A 26,208-nucleotide genomic window follows, 5' to 3' on the forward strand; every position below is an offset into this window, starting at 1 on the left:
TCCTCTCAGACCAGCTAAGGATCGTCGCCTTGGTGCGCCTTTACCACACCAACTAGCTAATCCTACGCGGGCTCATCTTTCGGCGATAAATCTTTGGTCTTGCGACATCATCCGGTATTAGCAGTCATTTCTAACTGTTATTCCGAACCGAAAGGCAGATTCCCACGCGTTACGCACCCGTGCGCCACTAGACCCGAAGGTCTCGTTCGACTTGCATGTGTTAGGCATGCCGCCAGCGTTCGTTCTGAGCCAGGATCAAACTCTCAAGTTGATGTCCCACGCAACCGGACTGGAATAAGCCCGGCAGCGCAGCTCATCTCAGGGAGCCGTTCCTGCACAAATCTTCACGTATGGATACGTGTAAGAGACAATAGGAACGGCTTGATTTGACCGAGCACCCGGCACCCTGAGGTTGCCGGACCCGGGGCCGCCGCCCACATGTCCCTTCATCTCGACTAACAATGTCAAAGAGCGCAAAAGACCGACGCCTTCCCAATCCCCTTTTTTTATCGGGGCGGGCGAGCGCCTGTTTCTTGATGACCGTAGCGGCAGGACCGAATGGAGCGTCGCTGCGGTGGAGGGGCATATATGGAAGGCGTTTTGGGCCGTCAACGGCTTTTTTCAGTTTTTTGACGGTCGCACGAAAATCCGCAGAAATGCGAGGGTTTACGCCATTGTAATGAGCGCGGTGGCAGGAAGGAATCGATGGACGCCCAGACCGAATCGTCACGACTTGCCCAGGAATCGCTGCGCACCCAGGTGCGATCGGCGGTGCTGTGGCGTTCGGGCAGCCAGATTTTTGCCCAGCTGATCCAGTGGGCGAGCACCTTCATGGTGATTCGCATCCTCGCCCCCAGCGATTACGGACTGTTCGCGATGACGCAGGTGGTGATCCTGCTGCTCAACATGCTGAACGGCGCGGGGCTGGCCAGTGCGCTGATTCGCGAGCCGGACCTGAGCGAGCAGAAGATCCGCCAGATGTTCGGCATGCTGCTGCTGGTGAACGGCGTGCTGGCCGCGATCCAGTTCACGCTCGCGCCGATTGCCGCTGCTTATTACCGCCAGCCGATGATCGAGACGCTGCTGCACGTGCAGTGCCTGATCTATGCGACGACGCCGTTCATTGCGCTGCCCTATGCGTTGCTGTCGCGCGGCATGGAATATCGCGCCCAGGCCAAGGCCGATGTGCTGAGCTCGGTGGCGGGCGCGCTCGCCGCCCTTGCCGGGGCGCTGGCCGGCTGGGGCGTGTGGACGCTGGTATGGGCGCCGATCATCCTGTTCGCGGTGCGCGGCGCCGGGCTGATGATGACGGCGCGGGCATGGATCTGGCCCAGCTTCGATTTTCGCGGCGCCGGGCACATGGCGCGCTATGGCGGGCTGATGGCGGCGGGGCAGATCTTCTGGTTCGCCGAGAGCCAGGCCGATGTGTTCATCGCCGGCCGACAGTTCGACCCGCATCTGCTGGGCATCTATACCACCAGCCTGTTTCTGGCGCAGATCTTCGTGTCGAAGGTGATTCCGCCGCTCAACCAGGTGGCCTTTGCCGCCTATGCCCGGCTGCAGGAGGATGAGGGCGCGGTCGGCCGCGCCTTTGTGCGCGGCGTCGGCATCATCATGGCCGCCGCCCTGCCCTTCTATGCCGGCATGGCCGCGACCGCCGAGCCGCTGGTGCTCGCGGCGCTGGGCGAGCAATGGGCGGAAGCGGTGCCGGTGGTGCGCATTCTGGCCTTTGCGATGCCGTTCATGACCTTTCAGACGCTGATCGCGCCGGCCTGCGACGCGATCGGCCGGCCGGGCCTGAGCGTGCGCAACGGCGCGACCGGCGGCGTGCTGCTGGTCGCCGCCTATCTGGTCGGGGTCAATTGGGGGATACAGGGGCTGGCGCTGTCATGGCTGTCCGCCTACCCGCTCTACATCGCGATCAGCCTGCGGCGGACGCTGCCGGTGCTGGGGGTGCCGTTTGCCGCAGTTGCCGGCGCGATCAGCGCGCCGCTGGCGGCCGCGCTGGCGATGGGGCTGGCGGTCGCCGCCGCCGCCCACGCGCTACCGGTGATGACGCCCTGGGCGCAGCTGGGCGTGCTGGTGCCACTGGGTGGCACTATCTATCTGACATTCCTGTGGATTTTCGCGCGCGACGTGCTCAGCCAGCTGATCGAGACACTGCGCCGACAGCCGGTGGCAGTGTAAACGAGATGTTCTATTTAGCGTTTCAGCGGGGCTGAAACAGTTACCGCCCCAGCCCACTCCCCCACCCGACCTCCCATCGGCAGTATCGTGTGGGAGGTCGGGTGGGGGAGTGGGCCGGCACCGCCCAAAAACGAGTCACCGGGCGGGGGAGTGGGCTGGTGCGGCCGGAACGAATCACACGCTCTGGATATAATCCCGCATCGCCGCGGCATCGGCCTCGATCCGGTCGATCCGGTATTTGACCAGGTCGCCGATCGAGACGAACCCGACCAGCGCCGTGCCCTCCACCACCGGCAGATGGCGGATGCGCCGCCGCGTCATCAGCGACAGCGCGCCCAGCACCGAATCGGCGGGCTTCACAGTGATGGCGGGCGCCGTCATCGCCGCGCCCACCATCGTGTCGAGCGCGGCGGCGCCATGTTCCTTCAGCGCGTGGATGACGTCGCGCTCGGAAAAAATGCCGACCACTTGGTCGCCCTCCATCACCGGCAGCGCACCGATCCGCTTGTCGGCGAGCAGCCGGGCAGCGGCCATCACGGTGGTGGCGGGGGTGACCGACTCGATCGTCTGGTCGCGGCCGGCGAGTATTGCGGCGATCGTCATGGCGCTCTCCTGCTTGCCTGTGGCCGGGTGTTGCCCCGACTCGCTTGTCGCTTGAGAGTTTCACTTTTGGCGCCCAATGGGAAGCGATGACGCAGCCCAATGGCCTGGACGATCCCGCCTATGCCGCCTTTGCCTGGGCGCGCTATCGCCGCATCCTGCGCTGGATGGCGCTGGTGACGTGCGCGGTGGTGGCAGCCGCGGTGGTCGCGCTCGACTGGCTCTATGGCCCGCTGTCCTGGGTAACGATCGCGGCGGCGGTCGGCGGCTTTGGCGGCTCGATGATGCTGGGCGCGGCGCTGATGGGGCTGGTGTTCCTCAGCTCCGGCACCGGCCATGATGACCAGATCGGCGGATAGGGAGTTGGTTTCGGTTTGAGTGAGGCGGCGCCGGCCCGCTCCCCCACCCGGCCACCCACATGATACTGCCGTTGGGTGGCCGTCGGGGTCCCCACAAAGTATTACTTTGTGGGGTGCCCCGGGTGGGGGAGCGGGCTGGAACCGCCTCAGCGAAGCTCAAAACAAATTAGCGCCGCTCCGCCAGCACATAGTCCAGCGACACGCTGCCCCCGGCCGGCACCCTCGTCTGCCACAGCGGGCGGCCATCGCGAACCGGCAGCCGCGCACCGGCGCCGCCGAAACGCTGCTGCGGGTCCAGAATGAACTCGGCCTCATAGCGGATCGGCGCCGCCGTCGCGTTGGTGACGGTGAGACGGAAGCGCCGGCTCCGGCTGATCCCCGGATCGCCGAGCGGGACGATGTCGGTGCGCACCCCGGGCTGCGTGCCGGCCTCGATCTCCACCTTCTCGCCCACCGCCTTGTCGGCGACATGCCCCTCGCCCAGCAGCACCGGGCGGCTGGCCCCGTTGCCGAACAGCACCACCCGCCCGGCGGGCAGCGGCACGCCCAGGCCGCTGGCGCGGTTGTTGGTCCACCGCAGCACCAGGTCGCTGGTGCCCGCCACATAGCCATTGGTGCGCATGCGATAGACGGCGTTCAGCGCCACCTGCGCCGGGGCGAGCAGCCCGACCTGCTTCTGCGCCTGGGGCGCCACCGTCACCGCGCCCGGCACGCGGTATAGGTTGAGGTCGGCGAGCTGCTCGCGAATCGCCACGGGCGTGCTGGCGACGACGATGACATCGCTGGCTTCCTCGCTCTTCATCCGCGCTGCCATGGGCGGTGCCGCCAGCATCACCGGCGGCGGCGGTGGCGGTGGGGGCGGCGGCGCGCCGACCGGCCAGCAGGCCAGTTCAAGCTCGTCGCCGCTCGGCGACTCGGCATCGCTGTCCTCGCGGTTGACGCGGCCGGCGACCAGCGCGGCGCTGCCGGCAAAGGCGGTGACATCGCTCGACGCCAGCGTCGCCCAGGCGTTCAGGCTGGCGCTCGTCCCGTCGGGCGAGAGCTGGAGCAGATAATCGGCCTGCCAGTCAAAACCCCCGGCCAGATAGGTGAGCGTGACGGTGGCCGTGGTCGCGGCCGGGCTGTCCAGCTCGATCGACAAGGTGGGCTTTGCCGACAGGCCGGGCGGCACCTCTGGATAGAGAATCGCCTCGTTCAGCCCGGTGCAGCCCAGCGCCTCGAAGCCGCCGCCGCGCTCGATCACCACCGCCCCTTCGCCTGAGGAGCGGATGGTCGCCTGTTCCACCACCACCCGCCCGGTCTTGGCATCGGTGCGGCGGATCATCACCCGCCGGCCCAGCGCCCGGTCGTACAGGCTGCGCGGGGAGAGCAGATCGGCGTCGAGATTCTTCTCGCGCACCCCGGCCGGCAGGCCCGCGACCAGCGCGGTTTCGGGAAAGATATTGCCCGCCACCCCTTCGAACCGCACCACCGATCGGCCGGCGGGCAGCACCAGCGTGCGCGTTTCGGTGACGAGCGCAAAGCCTTGCGGACGGTCGCGGTCGATCGGCGTTTCGGCATCGCGGCCGCTCGCGCGGTAAAGCGTGACCGCCACCGCATCCGGCGCGGGCGAGGTGATCGGCGCCTGCGCCGCCGCCGCGCCGGGCGAGAGCAGCGCACACAGCAACAGGGCACGCCGCCAGCGCATCAATAACGCGTGTCGAACACGGCCGTCAGTTCGGCGGTGCCGTTCGCCGGCACGCGCACTTCCCACACCCGCTCGTCGCGCGATCGCTGGGTGCCGGGCTGGCTTTCGCTGGGCACGCGGGTGTCGCCCCAGTAATTGTCGAGCCCTGCCTGCACCACTTCCACCGTCACCGGCACGTCGCGCGCATTGGTCAACTTGTAGCGCATCGCGGTGCGCCAATAGACCAAGGGCGTATCCACCCGCACGTCGCGCGTCCGGCCGTCGGTGGTGATGCGATAGCGCAGGCTCTGCTCCCACACATCGCTGGTGATGCGTTCGCGCTTGTCGACAATGGGCTGCACCTTCACGTCGAACGCCTCGCCGGTGGTGATCGACAGCACCGATCCCATCGGCGTGTGGTCGATGGCATTTTCGCCGATGAACTGCGGCGCGCCCTTGGCGTCGCGCACATAGAGCCGCACCGTGCCGGCGGGCAGCGCATCGCCCAGCCCGCCGCTCTTCGCGCTGGAAAAGCTATAGGCGGTGGCCGCGCTCTGCGCCTCGTCAGCGCGGCCCAGCCAGCCATTGCGATAGCGATAGACCTTGCGCGCCGGCACCCCGTCCACGCTCAGGAAGCTCACCTGCTTCTGCTGGTTGGCGGCAAGCGCGGTGCGGTGGCCCAGCGGATAGAGATAATAGTCGCCCAGCCGCTCGCGCCCGGCGCTTTCGGTGCCGGGCGTGCTGCCCGGGGCATAGCCGCGCGGGCGCGGGCGATAGCGCTGCTCCTCGTCGCCGCTGCCCGGCTGACCGGCGACCAGCACGACATCGGCATTGTCGAACCGGGTGCCGCCCTGGTTGTTGAGCGTGATCCAGCCCTGCATGTCGAGCGTGTTCTTGCCCTCGTCGAACAGCGCGACATAATCGGCGCGCCAACTGAAACCCCCGGTCAGATAGCTGAGCGTGGCCGGGCGCGTGCCGGCGCGGCGGCTGTCCAGCGTTACCGACAGCGTGGGCCGCGCGCGCAGATTGGGGGGCAGCGAATCGAACACCACGCGCACCGGCAGCCCGTCCTCGCGCAGCACCTCGATCCGGTCGCCGATCTTCAGGATGACGCCTTCATTGGCGGCGAGCACCTGCGCCCGTTCGCGCGTTTCCGCGCCGGTGGCGGGGTTGGTGCGCACGATGGTGATGGTCTGGCCGACCGCCTTGTCCATCAGCGCAGAGGGCGACAGCAGGTCGTAATCGTAATTCTGCTCGACAATGTCGGCGTCGGACACGCTCAGGCGCACCGTTTCGGGGCGGATGCGGCTGGAGACGTCGCGGAAATCCTGGCGGGTGAGGCCGCTGGGGAGCGCCAGCATCCGCTTGTCCTGCACCAGCGCCAGATCGTTGCTGTAGATGGTGATGGCGACATCGCCCTGCGCACCGGGCGCGTCGGGCGACGCGGACTGCGCCAGAAGAGCGGCGGGAAGCCCCGCCAGCCAGAGTGCCGCCAAACGCTTCATTGCCCTCTCCCGGCCATGGGCGGCCGGGGTGCGGCGCCCGGGGCAAACCTATCGCCCCGGCCCGCCCGGTCAAGCGCTTAGGGTGTGGGAGAGCGGGCTGGTGCCGTCTTCAACACTCAGCTGGCGCTCGCCTCGCTCTCGGTCGCGCGGCGGCGACGGCGGGGCTTGGGCTCGGCGTCGAAATCGGGCGCAGCGTCGGTCGACACGCCCAGCGACGGCGGCAGGCGATCAGGTTCGATCGCGGCCGGCACCGGGGCGTCAGCGGCGGTCAGCTCGGGCGCGGTCTCGCGGCGGCGGTTGCGGCGGCGGCTGCGCGGTGCCTCGTCATCGCCATCACCATCGGCGTGCATCGCCTCGGCATCATCGGCGCCGTTCAGCGGATGGCCATTCGCCTGGAACGCCATCTCGCGCCGGCCGCCGTCACGATCGCCGCGCTGGTCGCGCGCGCCGTTCTGGCCGTTGCCATGGCCGTTGCCGCGATAGCCGTCGACGCGGTCGTCGGCCATCACCTCGACATCGTCATCATCTTCCTCGCCCTCGAACGCTTCGGGCTGGGCGCGGCGCTGCTGATCCTCGAACCGCGAGCGGTTCTCGTTCAGCACGCGGAAGTAATGATCGGCGAACTGGAGATAATATTCGGTGTTTACCCGGTCGCCCTGCATCTGCGCGTCGCGGGCGAGCGACTTGTATTTTTCCAGGAGCTGGGCGGCATTGCCGCGCGCGCGGTTGTCGATACGGTTGCCCGTATCCGGCCGACCGGGGTTGCCACCCTGCGAGCGTTGACCGCCACGACCGCGACGGCGGCCGGCTTGACGATTGTTGATCAAAATACTGTCCTTGTGCCCTAGAACTCGATAGCGGCGACGCCCCTTTGGGGGAGCAGGCCCCCGGTGCACGAATCGCCCCAGAATGAAGGCAACCCCCGCACCCGCCATGCCCGCCGGACTGCAGCGGAACAATGGACCAGGATCAGGCGAATGGCCGATATTGGATCGCTTGGCATGCCGCCACACGAGCCATCAACCGCGCCCCATGGCCGTTGAATAGCCGCTCGTTGGGGTTTGTCCAAGCAAAAAGATGTAAAGTAAGCCGATCACTGCGGCACACCCGCCACCAGCGCGCGCGGGCGGCCGCCCAGGTCGTGCCGCAGCGTCGCCGCTAGCCCCTGCCCCGCCAGCAGCGCGGTGACGGGTGCCGCCTGCTTATGGCCGATCTCCAGCACCGCCACGCCGCCGGGGGCGAGCAGCGCGGGCAATCGGGGAATGAGCGCGCGGTAAGCGTCGAGCCCGTCCTCCCCGGCATAGAGCGCGCGCGCCGGTTCATGGCCGGCAACCTCCGCCGGCAATGGCTCCGCCGTGCCGATATAGGGCGGGTTGGCGAGGATCAGGTCGAAGCGGCCGGTCACCCCGGCTGCCCAGTCCCCCCGGCGGAAGGTCGCGCGCCCGGCCAGCCCCAGCGCCGCCGCATTGCGCTCAGCATAGCCAAGCGCGGTGTCCGACGCATCGATCCCCAACCCCTCAGCCGCCGGCCATTCGGCAAGCGCGGCCAGCAGCAGCGTGCCCGGCCCCGTGCCCAGGTCCAGAAGGCGCGCGGGGCTGCGGGCGCGGAAATGATCGACCGCCGCCTCGATCAGCGTTTCGCTGTCCGCGCGCGGCACTAGCACGCCGGGGCCGACGATCAGCTCGATCGTCCAGAAGGCGCGGCACCCGGTGATGTAGGCGACCGGCTCATGCGCCAGCCGCCGGGCGAGCAGCGCGGCAAAGCCGGCCGGCGCCGGCGCCGCCAGCCGGCGCAGCAGCATGTCCTCACGCGTGCAGCCCAGCGCGTGCGCCATCAGCAGTTCGGCATCGAGCCGGGGGGTGTCGCTGGTCGCGGCGAGCGCGGTCGCGGCGGCGGCCAGCGCCGCGCGGACCGGCTCAGCCATCCAGGCTCGCCAGCCGTTCGGCCTCGTCCTCGGCAATCAGCGCGCCGAGCAGTTCGTCCATCTCGCCCTCCAAAATCTCGGGCAGGCGGTGGAGCGTCAGGTTGATGCGGTGGTCGGTCACCCGCCCTTGCGGGAAATTGTACGTGCGGATGCGCTCCGAGCGATCGCCCGAGCCGACCATCGATTTGCGCGCGCCGGCGCGTTCGGCATGGAGCCGCTCGCGCTCCATCTCGTAAAGCCGCGTGCGCAGCACTTTCAGCGCCTTGGCCTTGTTCTTGTGCTGCGATTTTTCGTCCTGCTGGATCACCGTCAGCCCGGTCGGCAGATGGACGATGCGCACCGCCGAATCGGTGGTGTTGACCGATTGCCCGCCGGGGCCGGACGAGCGGTAGATGTCGATGCGCAGGTCCTTGTCGTCGATCTGGACATCGACTTCTTCCGCCTCGGGCAGCACGGCGACGGTCGCCGCACTGGTGTGGATGCGCCCGCCGCTTTCGGTTGCCGGCACCCGCTGCACGCGGTGGACGCCGCTTTCGAACTTCAGCCGCGCGAACACGCCCTTGCCCTCCACCGAGGCGACGACTTCCTTGTAGCCGCCCAGTTCCGCCGCGCTCGCCGAGATCAGCTCCACCCGCCAGCCCTGCGCATCGGCATAGCGCTGATACATGCGCAGCAGGTCGCCGGCGAACAGCGCGGCTTCGTCACCGCCGGTGCCGGCGCGGATTTCGAGCATCGCCGCGCGCTCATCGGCCGCGTCGCGCGGCAGCAGCGCCAGCGCCAGCGCGCGCTCCGCTTCGGGCAGGCGCGCCTTGATGGCGGTGATTTCCTCGCGCGCCATCGCCTTCAGCTCGCCATCGGCCTCGTCCCCCTCGGCCAGGTCGGTCAGCACCGCGAGTTCGGCGCGCAGCCGCCGCACCTCGTTCGCGGCGGCGACCACCGGCTCAAGCTCGGCATATTCCTTCGAAACCTGCACGAAGCGCTCGCCCGAAAGATCGCCGGTCGCCATCAGCGCCTGGAGCTCATCCCGGCGTGCGGCAATCTGGGCAATGCGTTCGGGCGAGATGGTGGTCATAACGCCGGAAAGTTGGCAACTGGGATGATCTGAGCTACTCGACGCAATGAATCTAAGTCATCTTCAGAGCTTGTCGCACGCATCCCTTCACGAACTGTGAGGCTTAGGGTCACGCACGCGTTCTTCTTGACCGCTTTGTCAAATCGCTTCTTCGGTGAACCCGTCGCAACGATTTCGGCCGACAAGCCACTGCTGCGCAAAAGCTTCAGTGAATGTAATGCAGCCCCGAGCGCTGCATCATCTTCCACCGCGATTACGACTTCAGTCCGTTCACCACCCACGTCAGCGACCAGCATCGCCAGCCGCTCGATGCCCGCAGCCCAACCCACGCCGGGCGTCGGATTGCCGCCCAGGCTTTCGATCAGCCCGTCATACCGACCGCCCGCCAGCACCGTCCCTTGCGCGCCCAGCCGGTCGGTGACGAATTCGAACGCGGTGTGGCGGTAATAATCGAGGCCGCGCACCAGCCGGTCGTTGCGCGTCCAGGCAACGCCCGCCGCGTCCAGCCCGCGCGTGACGCTTTCAAAAAACGCGCCCGCTTCCGCGCTCAGAAACCCGTCGATCCCCGGTGCTGCGTCCGCAATCGGCCGGTCGCGCGGGTCCTTCGAGTCCAAAATCCGCATCGGGTTCTTGTCCAGCCGCACCAGGCTGTCCTCGCTCAAGTCCCCGCGATGCGCCGTAAAATGCGCGACCAACGCCGCGCGCCAGGCCTGGCGCGTCTCCGCATCGCCCAGCGTGTTGAGCTGGAGCGTCACCCCGTCCGCTATGCCCAGTTCGCGGATCAGCTGGTCCGCCATCACCAGCAGCTCGACATCGGCGAGCGGCTCGGCCGCGCCGATCACCTCGGCGTCGATCTGGTGGAACTGGCGATAACGCCCCTTTTGCGGGCGTTCATAGCGGAAGACGGGGCCGTGCGAGACGATCTTCAGCGGCGCATATTGCTGCCACCCCTCGGTCAGATAGGCGCGGGCGATGCCGGCGGTGAATTCGGGGCGCAAGGTGAGCGAATCGCCGCCGCGATCCTCAAAACTGTACATCTCCTTGGAGACGACATCGGTCGTCTCGCCCAGCGAGCGTGCGAACACCGCCGTCGCCTCGAACACCGGCAGTTCGACCCGCTGAAAGCAATAGAGCCGGCGCACCCGGTCGAACGCATCGACCACGCGCTGAAAGCGGCGCTGATCGTCGCCGAAAATATCCTGGGTGCCGCGAATGGGTTTCGGGGTGTCGGTGCGCGCCATAAGCGGCGGGATTTAGGCGGGCGCGCGACGAAACGCCAGAGGGTGCGGCTCGCATCGCATGGCGAATTGGCCTAGGGGAGCGGGGATGGCCGCGCTACGCCCACCCCGTTCCGCCCGACATCTGGCGCCGCCGCGTTTTCTGGCATTCTGCCTGCTGCTCGCGCTGGGTGCGGTGCTTGGCATACCGACGCTGGGTCTGGCGCGCGGGCTGCTCGCGGCGTTCGACGCGGCCTGTGTGGTGTTTCTGCTGAGCGTCGTGCCGCTGCTCGGCCAAAGCGCAGACATGCTGCGCGGCCATGCCCGCGCCTATGACGCCAGCCCGACGATGCTGCGAATTGTCACCAGCACGGTGGTGCTGGCCACGCTGGCCGCCGTCGCCAGCGAAATCCGCGCGATGGGCAATCCGCTGACGCTGGCGCTGGTCATCGCCACGCTGCCGCTCGCCTGGCTGTTCGCCAATACCGTCTATGCGCTGCATTATGCCGATCTCTATTACCGGCCCGGCGATGACGGGCAGGATCAGGGCGGCATCCATTTCCCCGGCCGGCAGGAACCGATTTACTGGGACTTTGTCTATTTCAGCTTCACGCTCGGCATGACCTTTCAGACCAGCGATACCGAAATCACCACCAGCGCGATGCGCCGCGTCGTCATCGGCCAGTGCGTGGCGGCGTTCGGCTTCAACATCGGCGTGCTGGCCTTTTCGATCAACGTGCTGGGCCAAGTGGGGTAGGGGCTGGACGGCACCGAAACGGAACGCCAGAAACCATGGCAAACCACATCGCAAAGGGGTGTCCATGGTCCGTGTCCTGCCGATTGTCGCGCTGCTGCTTGCCGCGCCTGCTGCCGCTGAAAACACCCGGCCGCAGCCGCAGCCCGTGGTCGATACCATTCCGGCCGCACAGGACCGGCCCTATCCCGGCACGATCAAGCTGGAAATCGACGCGACCGACACGCGGCAGGGCGTGTTCCGCGCGCGCGAGATCATTCCGGTGGCCCGCGCCGGGCACATGGTGCTGCTGTTCCCCAAATGGCTGCCCGGCAATCATTCGACCACCGGGCAGATCGAAAAGCTGACCGGACTTGCGATCCGCGCCGGCGGCCGCGCCCTGCCCTGGCGGCGCGACCCGGTCGACATGGCCGCCTTCCATATCGAGGTGCCGCGCGGGGTGAGCGCGATCGAGGTGTCGCTGATGTTCGTCTCGGCGACCGAGGCCAATCAGGGCCGGGTGGTGATGACGCCCGAGATGATGAACCTGCAGTGGAATTCGATGAGCGTCTATCCGGCCGGCTATTTCACCCGCGGCATTCCGGTGGAGGCGGTGGTGACCTATCCGGAAGGGTGGACGGCGGCCTCGGCGGTGCCGGCGAAGCGCCAGGGCAACCGCTATGTCTATGACCGCACCGATTATGAGACGCTGGTTGATTCGCCGGTGTTCGCCGGGCGCCATTTCCGCGCCTTCCCGTTGAGCGACCGGGTGACGCTGAACGTCGTTGCCGATTCGGCGAAGGAGCTGGACGCCAGCCCCGAGGCGGTTGCCGCGCATCAGCGGCTGGTGACGCAGGCGGTAAAGCTGTTCGGCGCCGAACATTATGACCGCTACAATTTCCTGCTCGCCATTTCGTCTGAACTGGGCGGCATTGGCCTGGAACATCACCGCAGTTCCGAAAATGGGGTGGGGCCGGGCTATTTCAGCGACTGGGCGTCGAGCGCGCCGGCGCGCGGGCTGCTGCCGCACGAATTCACCCACAGCTGGAACGGCAAGTTCCGGCGCGGCGCCGACCTGTTCACCCCCGATTATCGCCAGCCGATGCGCAATTCGCTGCTCTGGGTCTATGAAGGACAGACGCAGTTCTGGGGGCTGGTGCTGGGCGCGCGCTCGGGCCTGCTCAGCAAGCAGGACACGCTCGATGCCTATGCGATGATCGCCGCCGGGCTGGAGGCGGCGCCGGGGCGCCAGTGGCGGCCGCTGGGCGACACCACCAACGATCCGATCATTGCCTATCGCCGGCCCAAGCCCTGGTCGAGCTGGCAGCGCAGCGAGGATTATTACAACGAAGGCCTGCTGGTGTGGATGGAGGTCGATTCGATCCTGCGCCGCGAATCGAAGGGCACGAAATCGATGGACGATTTCGCCCGCGCCTTTTTCGGCATCAATAATGGCGACTGGGGCACGGTGACCTACAGCTTCGACGATGTGGTGAAGACGCTCAGCACCCTCCAGCCCTATGACTGGGCCGGGCTGCTCACCCGGCGGCTGACCGAAACCGGAGCGCCGGCGCCGCTTAAAGGTTTTGAGGGCAATGGCTACCGGCTGGTCTTCACCGACACGCCCAGCCCCTATTTCCGGCTGAACGAGCGCGAGCGGCGGATCACCGACCTCACCTATTCGATCGGGCTGGTGGTGGGCGCCGGCGGCAATGTGTCGAGCGTGCTGTGGGGCGGCCCGGCGTTCAAGGCGGGAATGGACGTGGGCGACGACCTGATCTCGGTCAACGGCTATGCCTATAGCCCGGAACGGCTGAAGGAAGCGATTGTCGCGGCGAAGGCAGGCACGCCGATCACACTCACCACGCGCAAGGGCGAGCGGGTCGAGCAGTTCAGCATCGACTATCGCGCGGGGCTGCGCTATCCGCGCCTCGAAAAGATCGGGGCGGGCGAGGCCGGGCTCGATCTGCTGCTCGCACCAAAGTAACGGGCGCGGTCGCTTCCGGCCGCCCCACAAGCATGTGAAGGACGGACCAAATGCGCATCGACATGGTGCCGGTCGGCGACGACCCGCCCAACAGCCTCAACGTCATCATCGAAGTGCCGGTCGGCGGCGAGCCGGTGAAATATGAGTTCGACAAGAAATCGGGCGCGCTGTTCGTCGACCGCATCCTGCACACGCCGATGCGCTATCCGGCCAATTACGGCTTCGTGCCGCACACGCTGTCGCCCGATGGCGATCCGCTCGACGCGCTGGTGATCGCGCGCTCGCCCTTCGTGCCGGGCTGCATCGTGCGCGCGCGGCCGATCGGCGTGCTCAACCTGGAAGACGAGCATGGCGGCGACGAAAAGCTGATCTGCGTGCCGGTGGACACCACTTTCCCTTATTATTCGGACGTGGGTGAGCGCACCGATCTGCCCTCGATCGTGCTGCAGCAGATCGAGCATTTCTTCACCCATTACAAAGACCTGGAAGCCGAAAAATGGGTCCGCGTCGGCAAATGGGGCGACGCGGCCGAAGCACGCCGGATCGTGATCGAAGCGATCGAACGCGAGCAGGCGGCGAAGGCGACGGCGTAAGCACACGGCATCCCTCTCCTTCGGGTGAGGGGGCTTGAGGTTCGAACACCGTTCGGGTCGCACGCAATCGAGACACGCAGCGCCGCGCTTGGCATCGCGTCCCTCGACTGTGCTCGGGACAAACGGAGTTCGCGTCGGCGGGACAGGTTCTGGCGCGATTGGTGACCAGCCAGACCCGTCGCCCCGGCCTTGAGCCGGGGCTAGGCTGACTTGCCGCAGACCAAAAAGAAGCCCAGCCCCGGCTCAGGGGCCGGGGCGACGGGTTGCGATGACGCCCGGCGTCATCCCCCCCGCTTCGGGCGCTTTGCAGCCGCCGCGCGCTGCCCGGCCGCCACCGCCAGCGCGGCCCAGTGGCGCATCGCGTCGGCATCGTCATACACATCGTCGGGGGCACGGCGGTAGCGCATCACCGCCACCTGGCCATCGGCCTTGGTGAAGCTGAACCGCTCGGCGCCGATCGCGTCCCAGTCCGCGTCGCTCTCGGCATCCGCCTTGAACCACAGCGCATCGCCGTCGACCAGGGCAAAGATCGTGCCGTCGAGATAGAGCGCCGCACCACCCATCATCGGCCGGTGGCTGACATCGCCGAGCGGCGCCAGCGCTTCCGCCACCCAGCCGACCAGGCCGGCATCGAACGCCATCAGCCGCCCTCCGCCAGCCGCGCCAGCGCCGCGCCCGAAACGCGGCAGGTGCGCCATTCCTCCATGATTTCCGCGCCCATCGCGGTGTAGAAATCGATCGCCGGGGTGTTCCACGTCAGCACCTGCCATTCGAAGCGCGCGCAGCCGCGCTCGACCGCGATCTTCGCCAGCGCCTTCAGCAGCGCCTTGCCCATGCCCGCGCCGCGCGCTTCCGGCGTTACATACAGGTCTTCCAGATACAGGCCGCGCCACCCGGTCCAGGTGGAGAAATTGTGGAAGTAGAGCGCCATGCCGACGGCCACGCCGTCCATTTCGGCGATCAGCGCCTCGGCCGACGGCGGCGTGGCGCCGAGCGCGGCGGCCAGCATCGCTTCGTCCGCCACCACCTTGTCGAGCGCGCGCTCATACTCGGCCAGCTCGCGCACGAAGCGCAGGATCAGCCCGGCATCGGCAGCGGTTGCCGCGCGGATCATGCCGCCGCCTCCGTCATCGGCGCCGGCGTGCTGGTGCCGCGCACCGCAATCGCGCAGCCGCCGACGATCAGCACCGCGCCGGCCACAGTGAACAGCGACACCGCCTCGCCAAACACCAGATAGCCCAGGATCGCGGCCCAGATGAACGCGGTATATTCCACCATCGAGAGCAATTGCGCCTCCGCATGGGCATAGGCCCAGGCCATCAGAAAGGCGGAGAGCGAACCGATCGCCGCCGCCACCACCACCCAGGGCAGCTGGGCCATGCTGGGCGCCACCGCCAGCCATGGCGCACCTAGCAGCAACGCCGCGCCCAGCACCACGCTGGTGAAGAAGGTCACCTCCAGCGGCGAGGCGGCCTGCGCCTGCTGGCGCAGCAGGATGAGGCTGTACGCATAGAGGATCGACGCCAGCACCACCGCGCCCGAGCCCAGCCACAGCGCCTCGCCCCCGCCGCCACGCACCTGGCCCGCCGCGATCATCAGCACGCCGCCGCTTGCCGCCAGCGAACCGATCACGGCGCCGCGCCCCACTTGCTCGCCCAGCAGCGCCCCTGCCAGGAACAGCGCGATCAGCGGCGCAAGGAACGTCAGCGCCACCGCCTGCGCCATCGGCACATGCACCAGCCCCCAGAAGAACAGCAGCACCGACCCCCCGGTCACCAGCCCGCGCGCGACATGGAGCTTCAGCGCCGCCGGCCCCGGCCAGCGCTGGCGCCGGGCGAGGAAGATCGCGCCGGTCAGCACCACCCCCGCGATCGAGCGCCACAGCAGCGCGCTGTACGCGCCGCTTTCGATCGACAGCGCCTTCATCACCGCATCCATCACCGAATAGGTGGCGATGCCGGTGCAGCCGGCGGCAAAGGCAAGCATGGGGGAAACCGAAGCGCGACTCACGCCGCCATCGCTACACCGCGCCGGCAGCGGGCGCCACCATGCGCCGGGCTCAGCGCAGGCGCATCGTATCGCCTTCTATCGAGACGCTGCGCAGCTCGCGCAGATAGCTGTGGCCGAGCAACGACAGGCTGCTCCCCTCCAGCACCACCGCGCCCACCCGCTGCGCGCGCTTGCCGTCGAGCGAGAGCTGGTCGATCGTCACCCGCTGGCCGCGCACCTCGCCGGCGGCGCCCTGCCCGATAACCGTGAACAGCGCGGGGTCGAACGCGATGCCGGCGCGCTGGGCATCTTCCTGCGTCAGCGCGACGGTGTCGGCGCCGGTATCGACCAGAAAGCGCACCGGCTGCCCGTTTACTTCGGCGGTGGCGACGAAATGGCCGTCCTGGCGCTCGATCACGGTTTCCTGCGGCGGCTCGGGCGGGCGCTGCCGCAGCACCGCCGTTGTGGCGGGCGCGGCTGCAACCGGGGCGGGCGGCTGAACCGGCATCAGAAAGCCGATTGCCATCCCCAAAATCACCACTGCCAGCATCGCGAAGCGCATGGCCGGGTTCTTAGCGGCGCCGGGTAAGATCGACCCTAACCGAGATGGAAAACAAATTGTGTATGTGCGTCAATCGCCGCCGGCCAGCTTTAACCCGACAATGCACAGCACCAGCCCGACCAGCAGCGCCACGCGCACCACCGTCAGCGTCTCCGCCCCGGTGGCGACCCCAACCAGCACGGTGCCGATCGCTCCGATCCCCACCCACACGGCATAGGCAGTGCCCAGCGGAATGGTTTTCGCTGCGTGTTCCAGCAAGCCGAAGCTCAGCACCGCGCACACCAGAAACCCGGCATTCCAGCCAAGGTTGCGCATCCCGTCAGTGTAGCGCAGGCAGGTGGTGAAGCCGACCTCGAACAGGCCGGCCAGCACCAGCAGCAGCCAGGCCACGCCTATTCCGCCGCCACCGCCGCCTTCGCGTCTTCCGCCGCGGCAAGCTCGGCCGCCTTTTTCTCGACCAGGTCGACGATATGGTCGATCATGTCGGCGCTTTCGACGGTGTGATCGGTGACGCCCGACAGATAGACCATATGCTTGCCATTGCCGCCGCCGGTCAGGCCGATATCGGTTTCGCGCGCCTCGCCGGGGCCGTTCACCACGCAGCCCAGCACGCTGAGCGACATCGGCGTGCGGATGTGCTGCAGCCGCTCTTCCAGCGTCTGCACCGTGCGGATCACGTCAAAGCCCTGGCGCGCACAGCTGGGGCAGCTGACGACGCGGACACCGCGATTGCGGATGCCCAGGCTCTTCAAGATTTCAAAGCCGACGCGAACTTCGTCTTCCGGCTCGGCCGAGAGCGAGACGCGGATCGTGTCGCCGATGCCGAACCACAACAGCGAGCCGATGCCGATCGCCGATTTCACCGTGCCGCCGACAAAGCCGCCCGCCTCGGTAATCCCCAGATGCAGCGGGCAATCGACTGCTTCGGCCAGCTGCTGATAGGCGGCAACCGCAAGGAACACGTCGGACGCCTTCACCGCCACCTTATATTCGTGGAAATCATTGTCCTGCAGCAGCTTGATATGGTCGAGCGCGGATTCGACCAGCGCCTCCGGGCAGGGCTCGCCATATTTTTCGAGCAGATCCTTTTCCAGACTGCCGGCATTCACGCCGATGCGGATCGCGCAGCCATTGGCCTTGGCCGCCTGAACCACTTCCTTCACCCGGTCGGCCGAGCCGATATTGCCCGGGTTGATGCGCAGGCAGGCCGCGCCTGCATCCGCTGCTTCCAGCGCGCGCTTATAGTGGAAATGGATGTCGGCGACGATCGGCACGCGCGCCGCGCGGGCAATCTGCTTGAAGGCCTGGGTCGATTCGACATCGGGGCACGACACCCGGATGATGTCGGCGCCGGCTTCCTCGCACCGGCGGATCTGGTCGAGCGTCGCCTTCGCGTCGGAGGTGGGCGTGTTGGTCATCGTCTGAACGGTAACCGGCGCATCGCCGCCGACCGGCACACTGCCGACCATGATCTGGCGGCATTTGCGGCGTTGAATGTCGCGCCACGGGCGAACGGACATGATTGCTATCCTTCAATGTTGCGTTTGCGCGCAGATATAGCGTTGCATCGCGGGCGCGTCGATACGATAGCGCCGCAGCCGTGCGCAGGGTGCGGCAGGAGCAGTGATTTGGCCCGTCATTACGGCATGGACTGGCTGCGCATCGGCGCGTTTGGCCTGCTGATCTTCTATCATATCGGCATGGTGTTCGTGCCCTGGGCCTATCACGCCAAGACCGCGCACCCCATCGACTGGGTCACCATCCCGATGCAGGCGCTGAACGCGTGGCGGCTGAGCCTGTTGTTCGTCGTGTCGGGCTATGCCAGCCGCGCGATCTTTGCGGGTGAGCCACATGCCGGCCGCTTCTTCTGGGGGCGCACCAAGCGGCTGGTGCCGCCGGTGCTGTTCGCGATGGCGGTGATCAACCCGCTCCAGCCCTGGGTGGAGCTGACCACCCAGCACGGCTATACCCATGATTTCCGGTATTTTCTGGCTAACGACTATTTCCACATCCACAAGATCAGCGGGATTTCGGTGCCGACCTGGCAGCATCTGTGGTTCGTCGTCTATCTGTTCGTCTATACCGCGCTGCTGAGCGTCGCGCTGGCGGTGCTGCCGGCGCGGGCGCGCGCCGGGGTGAGCCGGGCGGCGGGCTGGGTGCTGTCTGGCCCGCTGGTCATTCTGGTGCCGGTGGCGCTGCTGGTCGGCAATTGGGCCTGGAGTTTCCCCGGCGTTGCCGAAACGCATGACCTGTTCAACGATCTGCCCGCGCACCGCCTCTATCTGCCGATGTTCCTGTTCGGCTTTCTACTGCGCGAAAGTGCGCCGGTCTGGGCGGCGATCCGGCGCTGGTGGCGCGTCGCCGCCATGCTGGCAGGCGTCGCTTATGGCATCGTCGCGACGGTGGAGGCGATCTACCTCAAGAGCCAGATCCCGCTCGATCATTATTTCTGGTTCGGCATGGTGCGCGCGGTGCAGTCCTGGTGCTCGGTGGTGGCGCTGCTGGGCGTTGCCGACCGCTATCTGAACCATGATGCGCCGGGCCGCGCGATGCTGAACGAGGCGGTGTTTCCCTTCTACATCATCCACCAGACGATCATCGTCGGCGTGGCGGGCGCGCTGCTGGGGGCGGGGATCGGCCCGCTCGCCGAATTCGCGGTGCTGCTGGCGACAACGACGGCGGGCTGCTGGCTGTTCTACCGCCTCGGGCGCGAGATCGTGCCGCTCAGGCCGCTGATCGGGCTCAGGCTTTCCAAAGCGCCGCGCCCTGCTAGACCGCGCGTCGCGGCGTGACCGGGCGGGCTGAAGGGAGCGAGTCGATGTGGACGCTGATGGTGCATGGCGGCGCTGGCATCCTGCGCGCGGCCGACTATCCGGCGGATCAGGCGGCGGGTGCGCGCGCCGGGCTGAACGCCGCGCTGGCGGCGGGCGCGGCGGTGCTGCGCGGCGGTGGCCTGGCGCTCGACGCGGTCGAGGCGGCCGTGCGCGTGCTGGAGGACGACCCCCATTTCAATGCCGGGCGCGGCGCGGTGCTGAGCTATGACGGCTGCGTCTGCCTGGACGCGGCGATCATGGACGGGCGCGGGCGGCAGGCCGGCGCGGTGGCCGGTGTCGGCGGCACGAAGAACCCGGTCAGCCTGGCCCGGCGGGTGATGGAACAGACGCCGCATGTGCTGCTGAGCGGCAGCGGCGCCGACCAGTTTTCGCGCGAGCAGGCGCTGGAACAGGCGGGCGAAGACTGGTTCGCCACCCCCGAACGCCGCCGCCAGCTGGCCGAGCTGCGCGCCCGGGTCGATGGCTGGTTCGATGCCGAGATGAAATATGGTACGGTCGGCGCGGTTGCCGCCGATGCGCATGGCCATGTCGCCGCTGCCACCTCCACCGGCGGGGTGACCGGCAAGCGCTGGGGCCGGATCGGCGACACGCCGCTGATCGGCGCGGGCACCTATGCCGATGATCGCGCCTGCGCGGTCTCTGCCACCGGCTCGGGCGAGTTCTTCATCCGCGCGGGCGTGGGGCACGAAATTGCCGCACGACTCCGGCTGGGCGAGCAGAGCATCGAAGCCGCGGTGGCCGATGTGCTGGGCGATGTGCAGGCGCTGGGCGGCACCGGCGGGGTGATCGTGGCGGCGCCCGGCGGCCGCGCGCACTGGGCCTTTACCACGCCCGGCATGTTCCGGGGGCGCATCAGCGCCGACAGCCCGGCGCATGTCGGCATTTTCGGACCGGAGGATGACGCATGATCCGCCCCCTGCTCGCGCTGCTGCTGCTGGCCACTTCGGCCCCTGCGCTGGCGTACGGCCAATATGGCCATAACAGCGTGGCGCAGATCGCGCTGAAGAACGTCTCCGCCAAAACGCGCGCGCGCGTGCTCGCGCTGGTGCGCCAGGCCGCCGCCGTCGACACGCCCGACTGCGCGACCAAGACGCTTAACGATCTGAGCGTGTGGCCCGATTGCGTGCGCGCCCGCTATAAAGAGCGTTATGACTATGCCAGCCCCTGGCATTATCAGACGCTCGACGTGTGCGGCATGTTCGACCTGGCCGCCGCCTGCCGCGACGACAATTGCGTCTCCGCCCAGATCGACCGCGACGTAAAGCTGCTGCAGGACCGGCGCCTGCCGGTGAAGCAGCGGGCGGAGGCGCTCGCTTTCCTCGTCCATTTCGTCGGCGATCTGCACATGCCGCTGCATTCGGGCTCGCACAACGACCAGGGCGGCAATGCGATCAAGGCCGCCTATGGCAGCTATGCGCCCGACCGGCTGAACCTGCACGGCATCTGGGACGGGGTGCTGGCCGAGCGCGCGATTACCGAAGGGCCGAACCTGGTCCGCCGCTATCCGCGCGCCGAAGCGCGGGCCGTGGCCGCCGGCACCACGGCCGACTGGAGCCACGAAAGCTATGAGATTGCGAAAAACTTCGTCTATCCGAGTTCGCTGGGCGAAGGCTTTTGCGCACGGCCCACGCCGACCGAGCGGGTGACGCTGAACGAGGCCGCGATCGAGGCGGCGGTGCCGGTGCAGCGGCTGCAGATCAAGCGCGCAGGGCTGCGGCTTGCACGGCTGCTCGATCAGGCGTTTGGGTAGGGTGTAAGCGCCGCACAAACCCGTCGCCCCGGCCTTGAGCCGGGGCTAGGCTGCCTTGCGGCTGCAGAAAAAGAAGCCAAGCCCCGGCTCGGGGGCCGGGGCGACGGAAAGTTTCGTAATTGCAATCAACCCTAACGCGCCTGCCGCACGAAATCGGCGATCGCCGGCACCAGAGCCGGGTCGAGCGGCAGCGCGGGGTCGCGATAGGCGGCGATGTTGCTGTCGCGCGTCGGGCCGACCGGCTTCAGCACATGGTTTGCCTGGGGCAGCAGCACCAGCCGCGCCGCCGGTTGCGCCGCCGCCAGCGCGCGCGCGTCGCCCTCGCTCACCTGCAGGTCGCGCCCGCCCTGGACGATCAGCACCGGCGCGGTGACGCGGGCGATTTCGGCCGCCGGGTCCTGCGCGAGCAGGTTGATCCAATAGCCCTGCAGCGCAGGGTTGAAGAGCTGCTGCACGGCGGGGTGCTGCCCCTCCACATCCACGCGCTGCCCGGCCTCCAGCTTGGTGAGCGCCGCTTCGGCCTGGGGCAGCAGCAGCGCATTGGCCGGGTTGGCGCGCAGCTGGTCGCGGATCACCAGCCCCATCCGGCGGCCCGGTGTTGCCAGCAGGATCAGCCCGCAAATCTCGGGCGCAGGGCTTGCCATCGCGGCGAGCGCGACCAGCCCGCCCTCGCTATGGCCGGCGATCCAGGCGCATTTGCGCCCCGTCGCCCGTGCCGCCGCCCCGGCCCAGGCGCGCGCGTCAGCCGCATAATCGGCAATCGTCACCGCATTGGGATCGGGGATGGCGGCCGCGCTGCCGAACAGGCCGCGCTTGTCGATGCGCACGCTGGCGATGCCGCGCGCGGCCAGCCCCTCGGCCAGCAGCTTGTAGGGCTGGGCGCGGATGCCGCCCGGCGGGTTGTTGCCATCGCGGTCAGTGGGGCCGGAGCCGGGAATGATCACCACCACGGCCGCCGCGCCCGGCGGGGCGAGCAAGGTGCCGGCGAGCGGCGCGCGGGGGCCGGGAACGGTAAGCACCGTCTCGGCCGGGCCGGCGCCGGCCGGGGCCTGCGCGGCGGCAGGTGCGGCAATCAACAGGGCGGCGGCTGACAGGAACCTCATCATTGCCTTGTCCCTCCTTGGGGTGCTTCCTTGGGTGGGCGGCCGCGCCGGGTCGGAACGGGCGCCGCCAGTTTCACGCCGCGCCGGGCCAGCGCCTCGCGCAGCAGCACTTCGATCTGGGCATTCACGCTGCGCAGGTCGCCCGTCGCCGTCCGCTCGACCGCGGCGTGGAGCAGCGGATCGAGGCGAAGCGGGAAGGGTTTGCGCGCATTCGACATCGGGCATTACTGGTAGAGCGAGCCGGTATTGACGACGGGCTGGGTATCACGCTCGCCGCACAGCACCACCATCAGGTTGGAGACCATCGCCGCGCGGCGCTCGTCATCCAGCTCGACGACATTCTTGGCCGACAGCATGTCGAGCGCCATCTCGACCATGCCGACCGCGCCCTCGACCAACGTCTTGCGCGCGGCGACCACGGCTTCCGCCTGTTGCCGGCGCAGCATCGCGCCTGCGATTTCCTGCGCATAGGCCAGATGGGTGAAGCCGCATTCGTCAACCGTGATGCCGGCAATCGCCAGCCGCTTCATCAGCTCGTCGCGCAGCTCGGCACCCACCTGGTCGTGGTTGCCGCGCAGGGTCACCTCGTGATGCTCGAAATCGTCATAGGGATAGCGCGCGCCAATCGTACGCACTGCCGCCTCAATCTGCACCACGACGAACGCCTTGTAATCGTCGATATCGAACAGCGCCTGTGCGGTGTCGGTCACGCGCCACACCACCTGCGCGGCAATCTCGATCGGGTTGCCGCGCAGATCGTTGACCTTGATCTTGTCCGAAATCAGGTTGTTCGCGCGCAGCGAAATCTTCTTCTTCGAATACCAGGGCAGCACCCAGCGCAGCCCGGCAGTGCGATCGGTGCCCTGATAGGTGCCGAACAGCTGGATCGCCGCCGCTTCATTGGGGTTGATGAGATAAAAGCCCGAAATCACCATCACGAAGCCGAACAGCGCGAGCGCCGCGACAATCAGCGCCAGCGGGCCGACCATGTCATTGGCCACGAGCAGCACAATCGCGCCCGCCACCAGCATCAGGACCAGCGCGGTAAACAGCATCGCATAGCCGCTGCTGGTCGCCGCGCGCGCTTCGCGGCTGGCATTGAGCGCGGCAGGACGAGACGAATCAGTCATCAAGGTCACTCCCTAATTATGATATCATATTTATATCATTTTGTGGCGGATGCAAGGGGCGTGGGCGGGGATGTCAACCTGATCCGTCGCCCCGGCCTTGAGCCGGGGCCAGGCTGCCTTGCGTCGGCCGAAGAAGAAGCCAAGCCCCGGCTCGGGGGCCGGGGCGACGTGGTGCTTTGCCCCGCCCCGCCCCATGAAAAAGGGGGGCAGCGGTGGTCGCCGCTACCCCCCGTGATGCCTGCCGCGTGCACCTTCAGTTGATGACGATCGTCACCGCGCGGCGGTTCTGCGCCCAGCTTGCCTCGTCCGAGCCCAGCGCCAGCGGGCGTTCCTTGCCATAGCTGATCGTCGTCATCCGCGCGGGGTCGATGCCCTTGGCCGACAGATAATTTTTGGCGGCATTGGCGCGCCGGTCGCCCAGCGCCAGATTATATTCGCGGGTGCCGCGTTCGTCGCAATGCCCCTCGATCGTCGCACGCACCTGCGGATAGCGGGCCAGCCACGCCGCCTGGCTGTCCAGCGTCGCGCGCGACTCGTCGTCAATGTCATATTTGTCGAGCGCGAAGCGGATCGTGTCGCTGGTGACCGAGCGCTTGAAATCCTCGGCCGATCCCGGGCGGATGCTGTCGCCCTGGGGTGCGCTGGTCTGCGGCCGGGCCGGTTCGGCATAGGTCGGCACCGGCGCCCGGTCTTCGGGCTTTTTGGTTGCGCACGCGCCGGTCGCCAGCAGCGCGGCGGTGATCATCAGCTTGGTCGTCAGCTTGGCCATTACCATTCTCCTTGAACCAGCGCCGGCCGTGGCGCGCACCTGTCAGGGCCGAAGCGGCCCCCAGCTCGGGTCCGACCCGTCGAGCGGAGTCGGCAATTTGCGCAGGTTAACCCCGGTCAGGTCCACCGACCACAGGTCGGCGCGGCCGGAGCTGCCCTGATAATAGCGGAAGAACATCAGCACCCGGCCATTGGGCGACCAGGTGGGGCCTTCATCCTGCCAGTCATCGGTCAGCAATTTCTCGCCGCCGCCCGACGGCGTCATCACGCCGATGCGGAAATTGCCGGCAATGCGGGTAAAGGCGATCAGGTCGCCGCGCGGGCTCCACGCCGGGGTCGCATAGCGGCCGCCGCCAAAGCTGATGCGGCGCGGGTTCGATCCGTCGGCGTTCATCACATAGAGCTGCTGGCTGCCCGACCGGTCGCTTTCGAACACGATGCGGCTGCCATCGGGCGAATAGCTGCCGCCGGTGTCGATGCCAGGCGCATTGGTCAGCCGCTGCGCCGCGCCGCCGGCAACCGGCACGCGGTAAATGTCGGTATTGCCGGCCACCGCCATCGAGAACAGGATATAGCGGCCATCGGGCGAGAAGCGCGGCGCGAAGGTGAGGCTGGCATTTTCCGCGATCAGCCGCTGCCGCCCGCTGCCCAGATCATAGACGTACACACGCGGCCGGTCGTCGACATAGCTCATATAGACGATCGACTGCTGGCTGGGGGCAAAGCGCGGGGTCAGCACGATCGACTGGCCGTTGGTCAGGAAGCGGTGCTCGGCGCCGTCCTGGTCCATGATCGCCAGCCGCTTGATGCGGCGCCCCTTCGGCCCGGTTTCGGAGACATAGACGACGCGGCTGTCGAAATAGGGGCCTTCGCCGGTCAGCCGGGTATAAATGGTGTCGGCGCATTTGTGCGCGGCGCGGCGCCAGTCGGCCGGCGAGACGACAAAGCCCTGGCGCGCCAGCTCGGTGCGCGCCGACACGTCGTACAGGTAACAGCCCACCGTCAGCGTGCCATCGCCATTGGCGCGGACAAAGCCCTGCACCAGTGCCTGTGCGCCGGTGCCGCCCCAATAATCGAACTGGGGGGCGGCCACCTCGTCAAAGGCCACCGGCTTCAGCCGGTCGGCGCCGAGCGGGGTGAACAGCCCGCTATTCTTCAGGTCCGCCGTCATCACCTGCGCGAGCTTATAGCCCAGCTCGTCGGTGGAGCCGGCCGCCGTCGCGACGCTCGCCGCCGCCGGCAGGGTGGGAATGGCGATGGGGAGAGGGGCGGAGACGCCGCCGGTGACCGACACTTCGAGCGGCGGCGGCTGCTGGCCCGGGGGCACCGTGCCGGGCTGGCCGGGCTGGGGAGTTTGCGCCGGCGGCTGCGCGCTTTGCGGGCGCGCGATCAGCGGCGCCGCCACCAGCGCCGCGATTGCCCCCATCATCCAGCCTGTCGATCTGCGCATCACCCTCACCGTAACTGCCAGTTATAATTGATGTTGCTCCAGCCGCCATTGGCCGTCTGGTAAAATTCGGGCGGCAACTGGAGCGGCGAACACCCCTTGAACGCGGCAACGCCCAGATCGATCACGCGGCGCCGGTAACGCTCATTATCATCATCAACGCCCGACTGGCGCACAACCGTCGGATCGGCGGCCAGCGAGCCGTCGCGGTTGAGGCGCAGGTTGAGCGTGGTGACGATCTGGTTGGCGCCCGGCCCCGGGTTCACCTGCCGGTCGGCACAGGGCTGAATCTGGCGGCGGATCGCATCCTGAATGCCGGCGAGCGCCTTCGGGTCGATCACGGCCGCGCGCGGCACCACCGCCTTGCCGGGCGCGGGGCGGTCGATCAGCCCTTCGAGCGCCTCTGCACTGACAATCGCGCCGCGCGGCGTCGGGCGGGTGGCGGTGGCGCTGCGCCCGGCCCCCGGCTTCGCGGGCGGCGTGGTGGCGGGCGCGGCCGCGCGCGGCGCCGGCTTCGCAGGCAGCGCCTCCTTGGCGAGCGCGGTGGGTTTGGGCGGCTTGGGGAGCGCCACCTCGGCCGGCTTGGCGCTGGCGGCGGGGGCCGGCCGGGGCGCCGGTGTCGGTGCGGGTTCGGGCGGGGTCGGCGCGGGCGCAGGGGCGGCTGCCTTTTCGGTCGGTCCATCCTCCGGCGCTTTCGAGGGCGCAGGCTCCTCCACCGTCGCCGGTGCCGTCGCGCGCAGCCCGACCTCATCGACCAGCGACACATCAACCGGCGTGACCGG

At 68.0% G+C, this 26,208-nt stretch carries 27 protein-coding genes and 1 rRNA gene; 8 read left to right on the forward strand and 20 right to left on the reverse strand.

Translation table 11 applies throughout. The annotated features are described in order from the left end of the window. Positions 1-271: ribosomal RNA gene (locus tag K2Y03_RS12250) — 16S ribosomal RNA — on the reverse strand; the annotation flags it as partial. Positions 272-705: 434 nt separating this feature from the next. Here K2Y03_RS12250 and K2Y03_RS12255 point away from each other — a divergent pair. After that, the gene (locus K2Y03_RS12255; protein WP_294091023.1) at positions 706-2,187 is read left to right on the forward strand and encodes a lipopolysaccharide biosynthesis protein; all 1,482 of its coding nucleotides are present in this window, start codon (positions 706-708) and stop codon (positions 2,185-2,187) included. A gap of 174 nt (positions 2,188-2,361) precedes the next feature. Here the strand turns inward: K2Y03_RS12255 and K2Y03_RS12260 are convergent, their stop codons facing one another. Further along, a complete protein-coding gene (locus K2Y03_RS12260) occupies positions 2,362-2,790 on the reverse strand; it encodes a CBS domain-containing protein (RefSeq protein WP_294091024.1) in 429 nt (142 codons plus the stop codon). 86 nt (positions 2,791-2,876) lie between these two features. Between K2Y03_RS12260 and K2Y03_RS12265 the strand changes: the two genes are divergently transcribed. After that, complete coding sequence (locus K2Y03_RS12265; RefSeq protein ID WP_294091025.1) at positions 2,877-3,146, forward strand: hypothetical protein; 270 nt, start codon at positions 2,877-2,879, stop codon at positions 3,144-3,146. A 166-nt stretch (positions 3,147-3,312) separates the two neighbouring features. Here the strand turns inward: K2Y03_RS12265 and K2Y03_RS12270 are convergent, their stop codons facing one another. The 6 genes from K2Y03_RS12270 to hisS all read right to left on the reverse strand — a co-directional run bounded on the left by K2Y03_RS12270 (position 3,313) and on the right by hisS (position 10,554). After that, complete coding sequence (locus K2Y03_RS12270) at positions 3,313-4,833, reverse strand: hypothetical protein (protein ID WP_294091026.1); 1,521 nt, start codon at positions 4,831-4,833, stop codon at positions 3,313-3,315. Further along, positions 4,833-6,317 (reverse strand): DUF4139 domain-containing protein, encoded by a 1,485-nt coding sequence (locus K2Y03_RS12275; RefSeq protein ID WP_294091027.1) that lies wholly within the window; start codon positions 6,315-6,317, stop codon positions 4,833-4,835. The genes K2Y03_RS12270 and K2Y03_RS12275 overlap by 1 nt, the downstream gene beginning before the upstream one ends. A gap of 116 nt (positions 6,318-6,433) precedes the next feature. Continuing rightward, on the reverse strand, positions 6,434-7,144 hold the full coding sequence (locus tag K2Y03_RS12280; RefSeq protein ID WP_294091028.1) for a DUF4167 domain-containing protein: 711 nt from the start codon (positions 7,142-7,144) through the stop codon (positions 6,434-6,436). Positions 7,145-7,410: 266 nt separating this feature from the next. Next, positions 7,411-8,241 (reverse strand): peptide chain release factor N(5)-glutamine methyltransferase, encoded by an 831-nt coding sequence (gene prmC / locus K2Y03_RS12285; protein ID WP_294091029.1) that lies wholly within the window; start codon positions 8,239-8,241, stop codon positions 7,411-7,413. Continuing rightward, positions 8,234-9,313 (reverse strand): peptide chain release factor 1, encoded by a 1,080-nt coding sequence (gene prfA / locus K2Y03_RS12290; RefSeq protein WP_294091030.1) that lies wholly within the window; start codon positions 9,311-9,313, stop codon positions 8,234-8,236. The genes prmC and prfA overlap by 8 nt, the downstream gene beginning before the upstream one ends. Next, positions 9,310-10,554, reverse strand: coding sequence for a histidine--tRNA ligase (gene hisS / locus K2Y03_RS12295; protein WP_294091031.1), 1,245 nt, complete (start codon positions 10,552-10,554; stop codon positions 9,310-9,312). Before hisS ends, prfA begins: the two co-directional genes overlap by 4 nt. Positions 10,555-10,639: 85 nt before the next feature. On the opposite strand from hisS, the gene K2Y03_RS12300 reads away from it, so the two are divergent. From K2Y03_RS12300 to ppa, 3 genes are all read left to right on the forward strand, one after another. Next, complete coding sequence (locus K2Y03_RS12300; protein ID WP_294091032.1) at positions 10,640-11,287, forward strand: DUF1345 domain-containing protein; 648 nt, start codon at positions 10,640-10,642, stop codon at positions 11,285-11,287. Positions 11,288-11,351: 64 nt separating this feature from the next. Then, entirely contained in the window at positions 11,352-13,250 is a 1,899-nt protein-coding gene (locus tag K2Y03_RS12305) for a peptidase M61 (protein WP_294091033.1), read from the forward strand. Positions 13,251-13,300: 50 nt separating this feature from the next. Further along, positions 13,301-13,843, forward strand: a complete 543-nt coding sequence (gene ppa, locus K2Y03_RS12310; RefSeq protein ID WP_294091034.1) for an inorganic diphosphatase — start codon at positions 13,301-13,303, stop codon at positions 13,841-13,843. Between the two features lie 281 nt (positions 13,844-14,124). On the opposite strand, the gene K2Y03_RS12315 is transcribed toward ppa, so the two are convergent. The 6 genes from K2Y03_RS12315 to ispG all read right to left on the reverse strand — a co-directional run bounded on the left by K2Y03_RS12315 (position 14,125) and on the right by ispG (position 17,914). Continuing rightward, positions 14,125-14,484, reverse strand: a complete 360-nt coding sequence (locus K2Y03_RS12315) for a TfoX/Sxy family protein (RefSeq protein ID WP_294091035.1) — start codon at positions 14,482-14,484, stop codon at positions 14,125-14,127. Further along, positions 14,484-14,957: a GNAT family N-acetyltransferase gene (locus K2Y03_RS12320; protein ID WP_294091036.1), complete on the reverse strand. Its 474-nt coding sequence runs from the start codon at positions 14,955-14,957 to the stop codon at positions 14,484-14,486. The genes K2Y03_RS12315 and K2Y03_RS12320 overlap by 1 nt, the downstream gene beginning before the upstream one ends. Beyond that, positions 14,954-15,829, reverse strand: coding sequence for a DMT family transporter (locus tag K2Y03_RS12325; RefSeq protein WP_294091037.1), 876 nt, complete (start codon positions 15,827-15,829; stop codon positions 14,954-14,956). The genes K2Y03_RS12320 and K2Y03_RS12325 overlap by 4 nt, the downstream gene beginning before the upstream one ends. Positions 15,830-15,902: 73 nt before the next feature. Further along, a complete protein-coding gene (locus K2Y03_RS12330) occupies positions 15,903-16,394 on the reverse strand; it encodes a TIGR02281 family clan AA aspartic protease (RefSeq protein ID WP_294091038.1) in 492 nt (163 codons plus the stop codon). Positions 16,395-16,463: 69 nt separating this feature from the next. Further along, entirely contained in the window at positions 16,464-16,784 is a 321-nt protein-coding gene (locus tag K2Y03_RS12335; protein WP_294091039.1) for a multidrug efflux SMR transporter, read from the reverse strand. A 2-nt stretch (positions 16,785-16,786) separates the two neighbouring features. Further along, a complete protein-coding gene (gene ispG, locus K2Y03_RS12340) occupies positions 16,787-17,914 on the reverse strand; it encodes a flavodoxin-dependent (E)-4-hydroxy-3-methylbut-2-enyl-diphosphate synthase (RefSeq protein WP_294091040.1) in 1,128 nt (375 codons plus the stop codon). 108 nt (positions 17,915-18,022) lie between these two features. Here ispG and K2Y03_RS12345 point away from each other — a divergent pair, with 108 nt between their 5' ends. From K2Y03_RS12345 to K2Y03_RS12355, 3 genes are read left to right on the forward strand one after another with little or no spacing between them, the layout of a single operon-like run. Further along, positions 18,023-19,186, forward strand: a complete 1,164-nt coding sequence (locus tag K2Y03_RS12345) for an acyltransferase family protein (protein ID WP_294091041.1) — start codon at positions 18,023-18,025, stop codon at positions 19,184-19,186. Positions 19,187-19,212: 26 nt separating this feature from the next. After that, entirely contained in the window at positions 19,213-20,136 is a 924-nt protein-coding gene (locus K2Y03_RS12350) for an isoaspartyl peptidase/L-asparaginase (protein ID WP_294091042.1), read from the forward strand. Beyond that, positions 20,133-20,978 carry a S1/P1 nuclease gene (locus tag K2Y03_RS12355; protein WP_294091043.1) on the forward strand — a complete coding sequence of 282 codons (846 nt, stop codon included), beginning with the start codon at positions 20,133-20,135 and terminating at the stop codon, positions 20,976-20,978. The genes K2Y03_RS12350 and K2Y03_RS12355 overlap by 4 nt, the downstream gene beginning before the upstream one ends. A gap of 131 nt (positions 20,979-21,109) precedes the next feature. Here K2Y03_RS12355 and K2Y03_RS12360 read toward each other — a convergent pair whose 3' ends face one another. The 6 genes from K2Y03_RS12360 to K2Y03_RS12385 all read right to left on the reverse strand — a co-directional run. Beyond that, positions 21,110-22,081, reverse strand: coding sequence for an alpha/beta fold hydrolase (locus K2Y03_RS12360; RefSeq protein ID WP_294091044.1), 972 nt, complete (start codon positions 22,079-22,081; stop codon positions 21,110-21,112). Further along, a complete protein-coding gene (locus tag K2Y03_RS12365; RefSeq protein WP_294091045.1) occupies positions 22,081-22,299 on the reverse strand; it encodes a toxin-antitoxin system HicB family antitoxin in 219 nt (72 codons plus the stop codon). The genes K2Y03_RS12360 and K2Y03_RS12365 overlap by 1 nt, the downstream gene beginning before the upstream one ends. 6 nt (positions 22,300-22,305) lie before the next feature. Next, positions 22,306-23,211 carry an SPFH domain-containing protein gene (locus K2Y03_RS12370; RefSeq protein ID WP_294091046.1) on the reverse strand — a complete coding sequence of 302 codons (906 nt, stop codon included), beginning with the start codon at positions 23,209-23,211 and terminating at the stop codon, positions 22,306-22,308. 253 nt (positions 23,212-23,464) lie between these two features. Next, complete coding sequence (gene pal, locus K2Y03_RS12375; RefSeq protein ID WP_294091047.1) at positions 23,465-23,980, reverse strand: peptidoglycan-associated lipoprotein Pal; 516 nt, start codon at positions 23,978-23,980, stop codon at positions 23,465-23,467. 42 nt (positions 23,981-24,022) lie between these two features. Next, entirely contained in the window at positions 24,023-25,429 is a 1,407-nt protein-coding gene (gene tolB, locus K2Y03_RS12380; RefSeq protein WP_294091048.1) for a Tol-Pal system beta propeller repeat protein TolB, read from the reverse strand. Positions 25,430-25,434: 5 nt separating this feature from the next. Beyond that, positions 25,435-26,208: cell envelope biogenesis protein TolA (locus K2Y03_RS12385; protein WP_294091051.1), on the reverse strand; the 774-nt coding region annotated here is incomplete at its 5' end.

It is taken from the genome of Sphingomonas sp. (assembly GCF_019746015.1).
Taxonomy (GTDB): Bacteria; Pseudomonadota; Alphaproteobacteria; order Sphingomonadales; family Sphingomonadaceae; genus Sphingomonas.

What these genes read in the sequence shown, in the direction of transcription:
- K2Y03_RS12255 (WP_294091023.1), top strand. Translation starts at nt 706, where the DNA reads ATGGACGCCCAGACCGAATCGTCACGACTTGCCCAGGAATCGCTGCGC.
- K2Y03_RS12260 (WP_294091024.1), bottom strand. Translation starts at nt 2,790, where the DNA reads ATGACGATCGCCGCAATACTCGCCGGCCGCGACCAGACGATCGAGTCG.
- K2Y03_RS12265 (WP_294091025.1), top strand. Translation starts at nt 2,877, where the DNA reads ATGACGCAGCCCAATGGCCTGGACGATCCCGCCTATGCCGCCTTTGCC.
- K2Y03_RS12270 (WP_294091026.1), bottom strand. Translation starts at nt 4,833, where the DNA reads ATGCGCTGGCGGCGTGCCCTGTTGCTGTGTGCGCTGCTCTCGCCCGGC.
- K2Y03_RS12275 (WP_294091027.1), bottom strand. Translation starts at nt 6,317, where the DNA reads ATGAAGCGTTTGGCGGCACTCTGGCTGGCGGGGCTTCCCGCCGCTCTT.
- prmC (WP_294091029.1), bottom strand. Translation starts at nt 8,241, where the DNA reads ATGGCTGAGCCGGTCCGCGCGGCGCTGGCCGCCGCCGCGACCGCGCTC.
- prfA (WP_294091030.1), bottom strand. Translation starts at nt 9,313, where the DNA reads ATGACCACCATCTCGCCCGAACGCATTGCCCAGATTGCCGCACGCCGG.
- hisS (WP_294091031.1), bottom strand. Translation starts at nt 10,554, where the DNA reads ATGGCGCGCACCGACACCCCGAAACCCATTCGCGGCACCCAGGATATT.
- K2Y03_RS12300 (WP_294091032.1), top strand. Translation starts at nt 10,640, where the DNA reads ATGGCCGCGCTACGCCCACCCCGTTCCGCCCGACATCTGGCGCCGCCG.
- K2Y03_RS12305 (WP_294091033.1), top strand. Translation starts at nt 11,352, where the DNA reads ATGGTCCGTGTCCTGCCGATTGTCGCGCTGCTGCTTGCCGCGCCTGCT.
- ppa (WP_294091034.1), top strand. Translation starts at nt 13,301, where the DNA reads ATGCGCATCGACATGGTGCCGGTCGGCGACGACCCGCCCAACAGCCTC.
- K2Y03_RS12315 (WP_294091035.1), bottom strand. Translation starts at nt 14,484, where the DNA reads ATGGCGTTCGATGCCGGCCTGGTCGGCTGGGTGGCGGAAGCGCTGGCG.
- K2Y03_RS12320 (WP_294091036.1), bottom strand. Translation starts at nt 14,957, where the DNA reads ATGATCCGCGCGGCAACCGCTGCCGATGCCGGGCTGATCCTGCGCTTC.
- K2Y03_RS12325 (WP_294091037.1), bottom strand. Translation starts at nt 15,829, where the DNA reads ATGCTTGCCTTTGCCGCCGGCTGCACCGGCATCGCCACCTATTCGGTG.
- K2Y03_RS12330 (WP_294091038.1), bottom strand. Translation starts at nt 16,394, where the DNA reads ATGCGCTTCGCGATGCTGGCAGTGGTGATTTTGGGGATGGCAATCGGC.
- ispG (WP_294091040.1), bottom strand. Translation starts at nt 17,914, where the DNA reads ATGTCCGTTCGCCCGTGGCGCGACATTCAACGCCGCAAATGCCGCCAG.
- K2Y03_RS12350 (WP_294091042.1), top strand. Translation starts at nt 19,213, where the DNA reads ATGTGGACGCTGATGGTGCATGGCGGCGCTGGCATCCTGCGCGCGGCC.
- K2Y03_RS12355 (WP_294091043.1), top strand. Translation starts at nt 20,133, where the DNA reads ATGATCCGCCCCCTGCTCGCGCTGCTGCTGCTGGCCACTTCGGCCCCT.
- K2Y03_RS12360 (WP_294091044.1), bottom strand. Translation starts at nt 22,081, where the DNA reads ATGAGGTTCCTGTCAGCCGCCGCCCTGTTGATTGCCGCACCTGCCGCC.
- K2Y03_RS12365 (WP_294091045.1), bottom strand. Translation starts at nt 22,299, where the DNA reads ATGTCGAATGCGCGCAAACCCTTCCCGCTTCGCCTCGATCCGCTGCTC.
- K2Y03_RS12370 (WP_294091046.1), bottom strand. Translation starts at nt 23,211, where the DNA reads ATGACTGATTCGTCTCGTCCTGCCGCGCTCAATGCCAGCCGCGAAGCG.
- pal (WP_294091047.1), bottom strand. Translation starts at nt 23,980, where the DNA reads ATGGCCAAGCTGACGACCAAGCTGATGATCACCGCCGCGCTGCTGGCG.
- tolB (WP_294091048.1), bottom strand. Translation starts at nt 25,429, where the DNA reads ATGCGCAGATCGACAGGCTGGATGATGGGGGCAATCGCGGCGCTGGTG.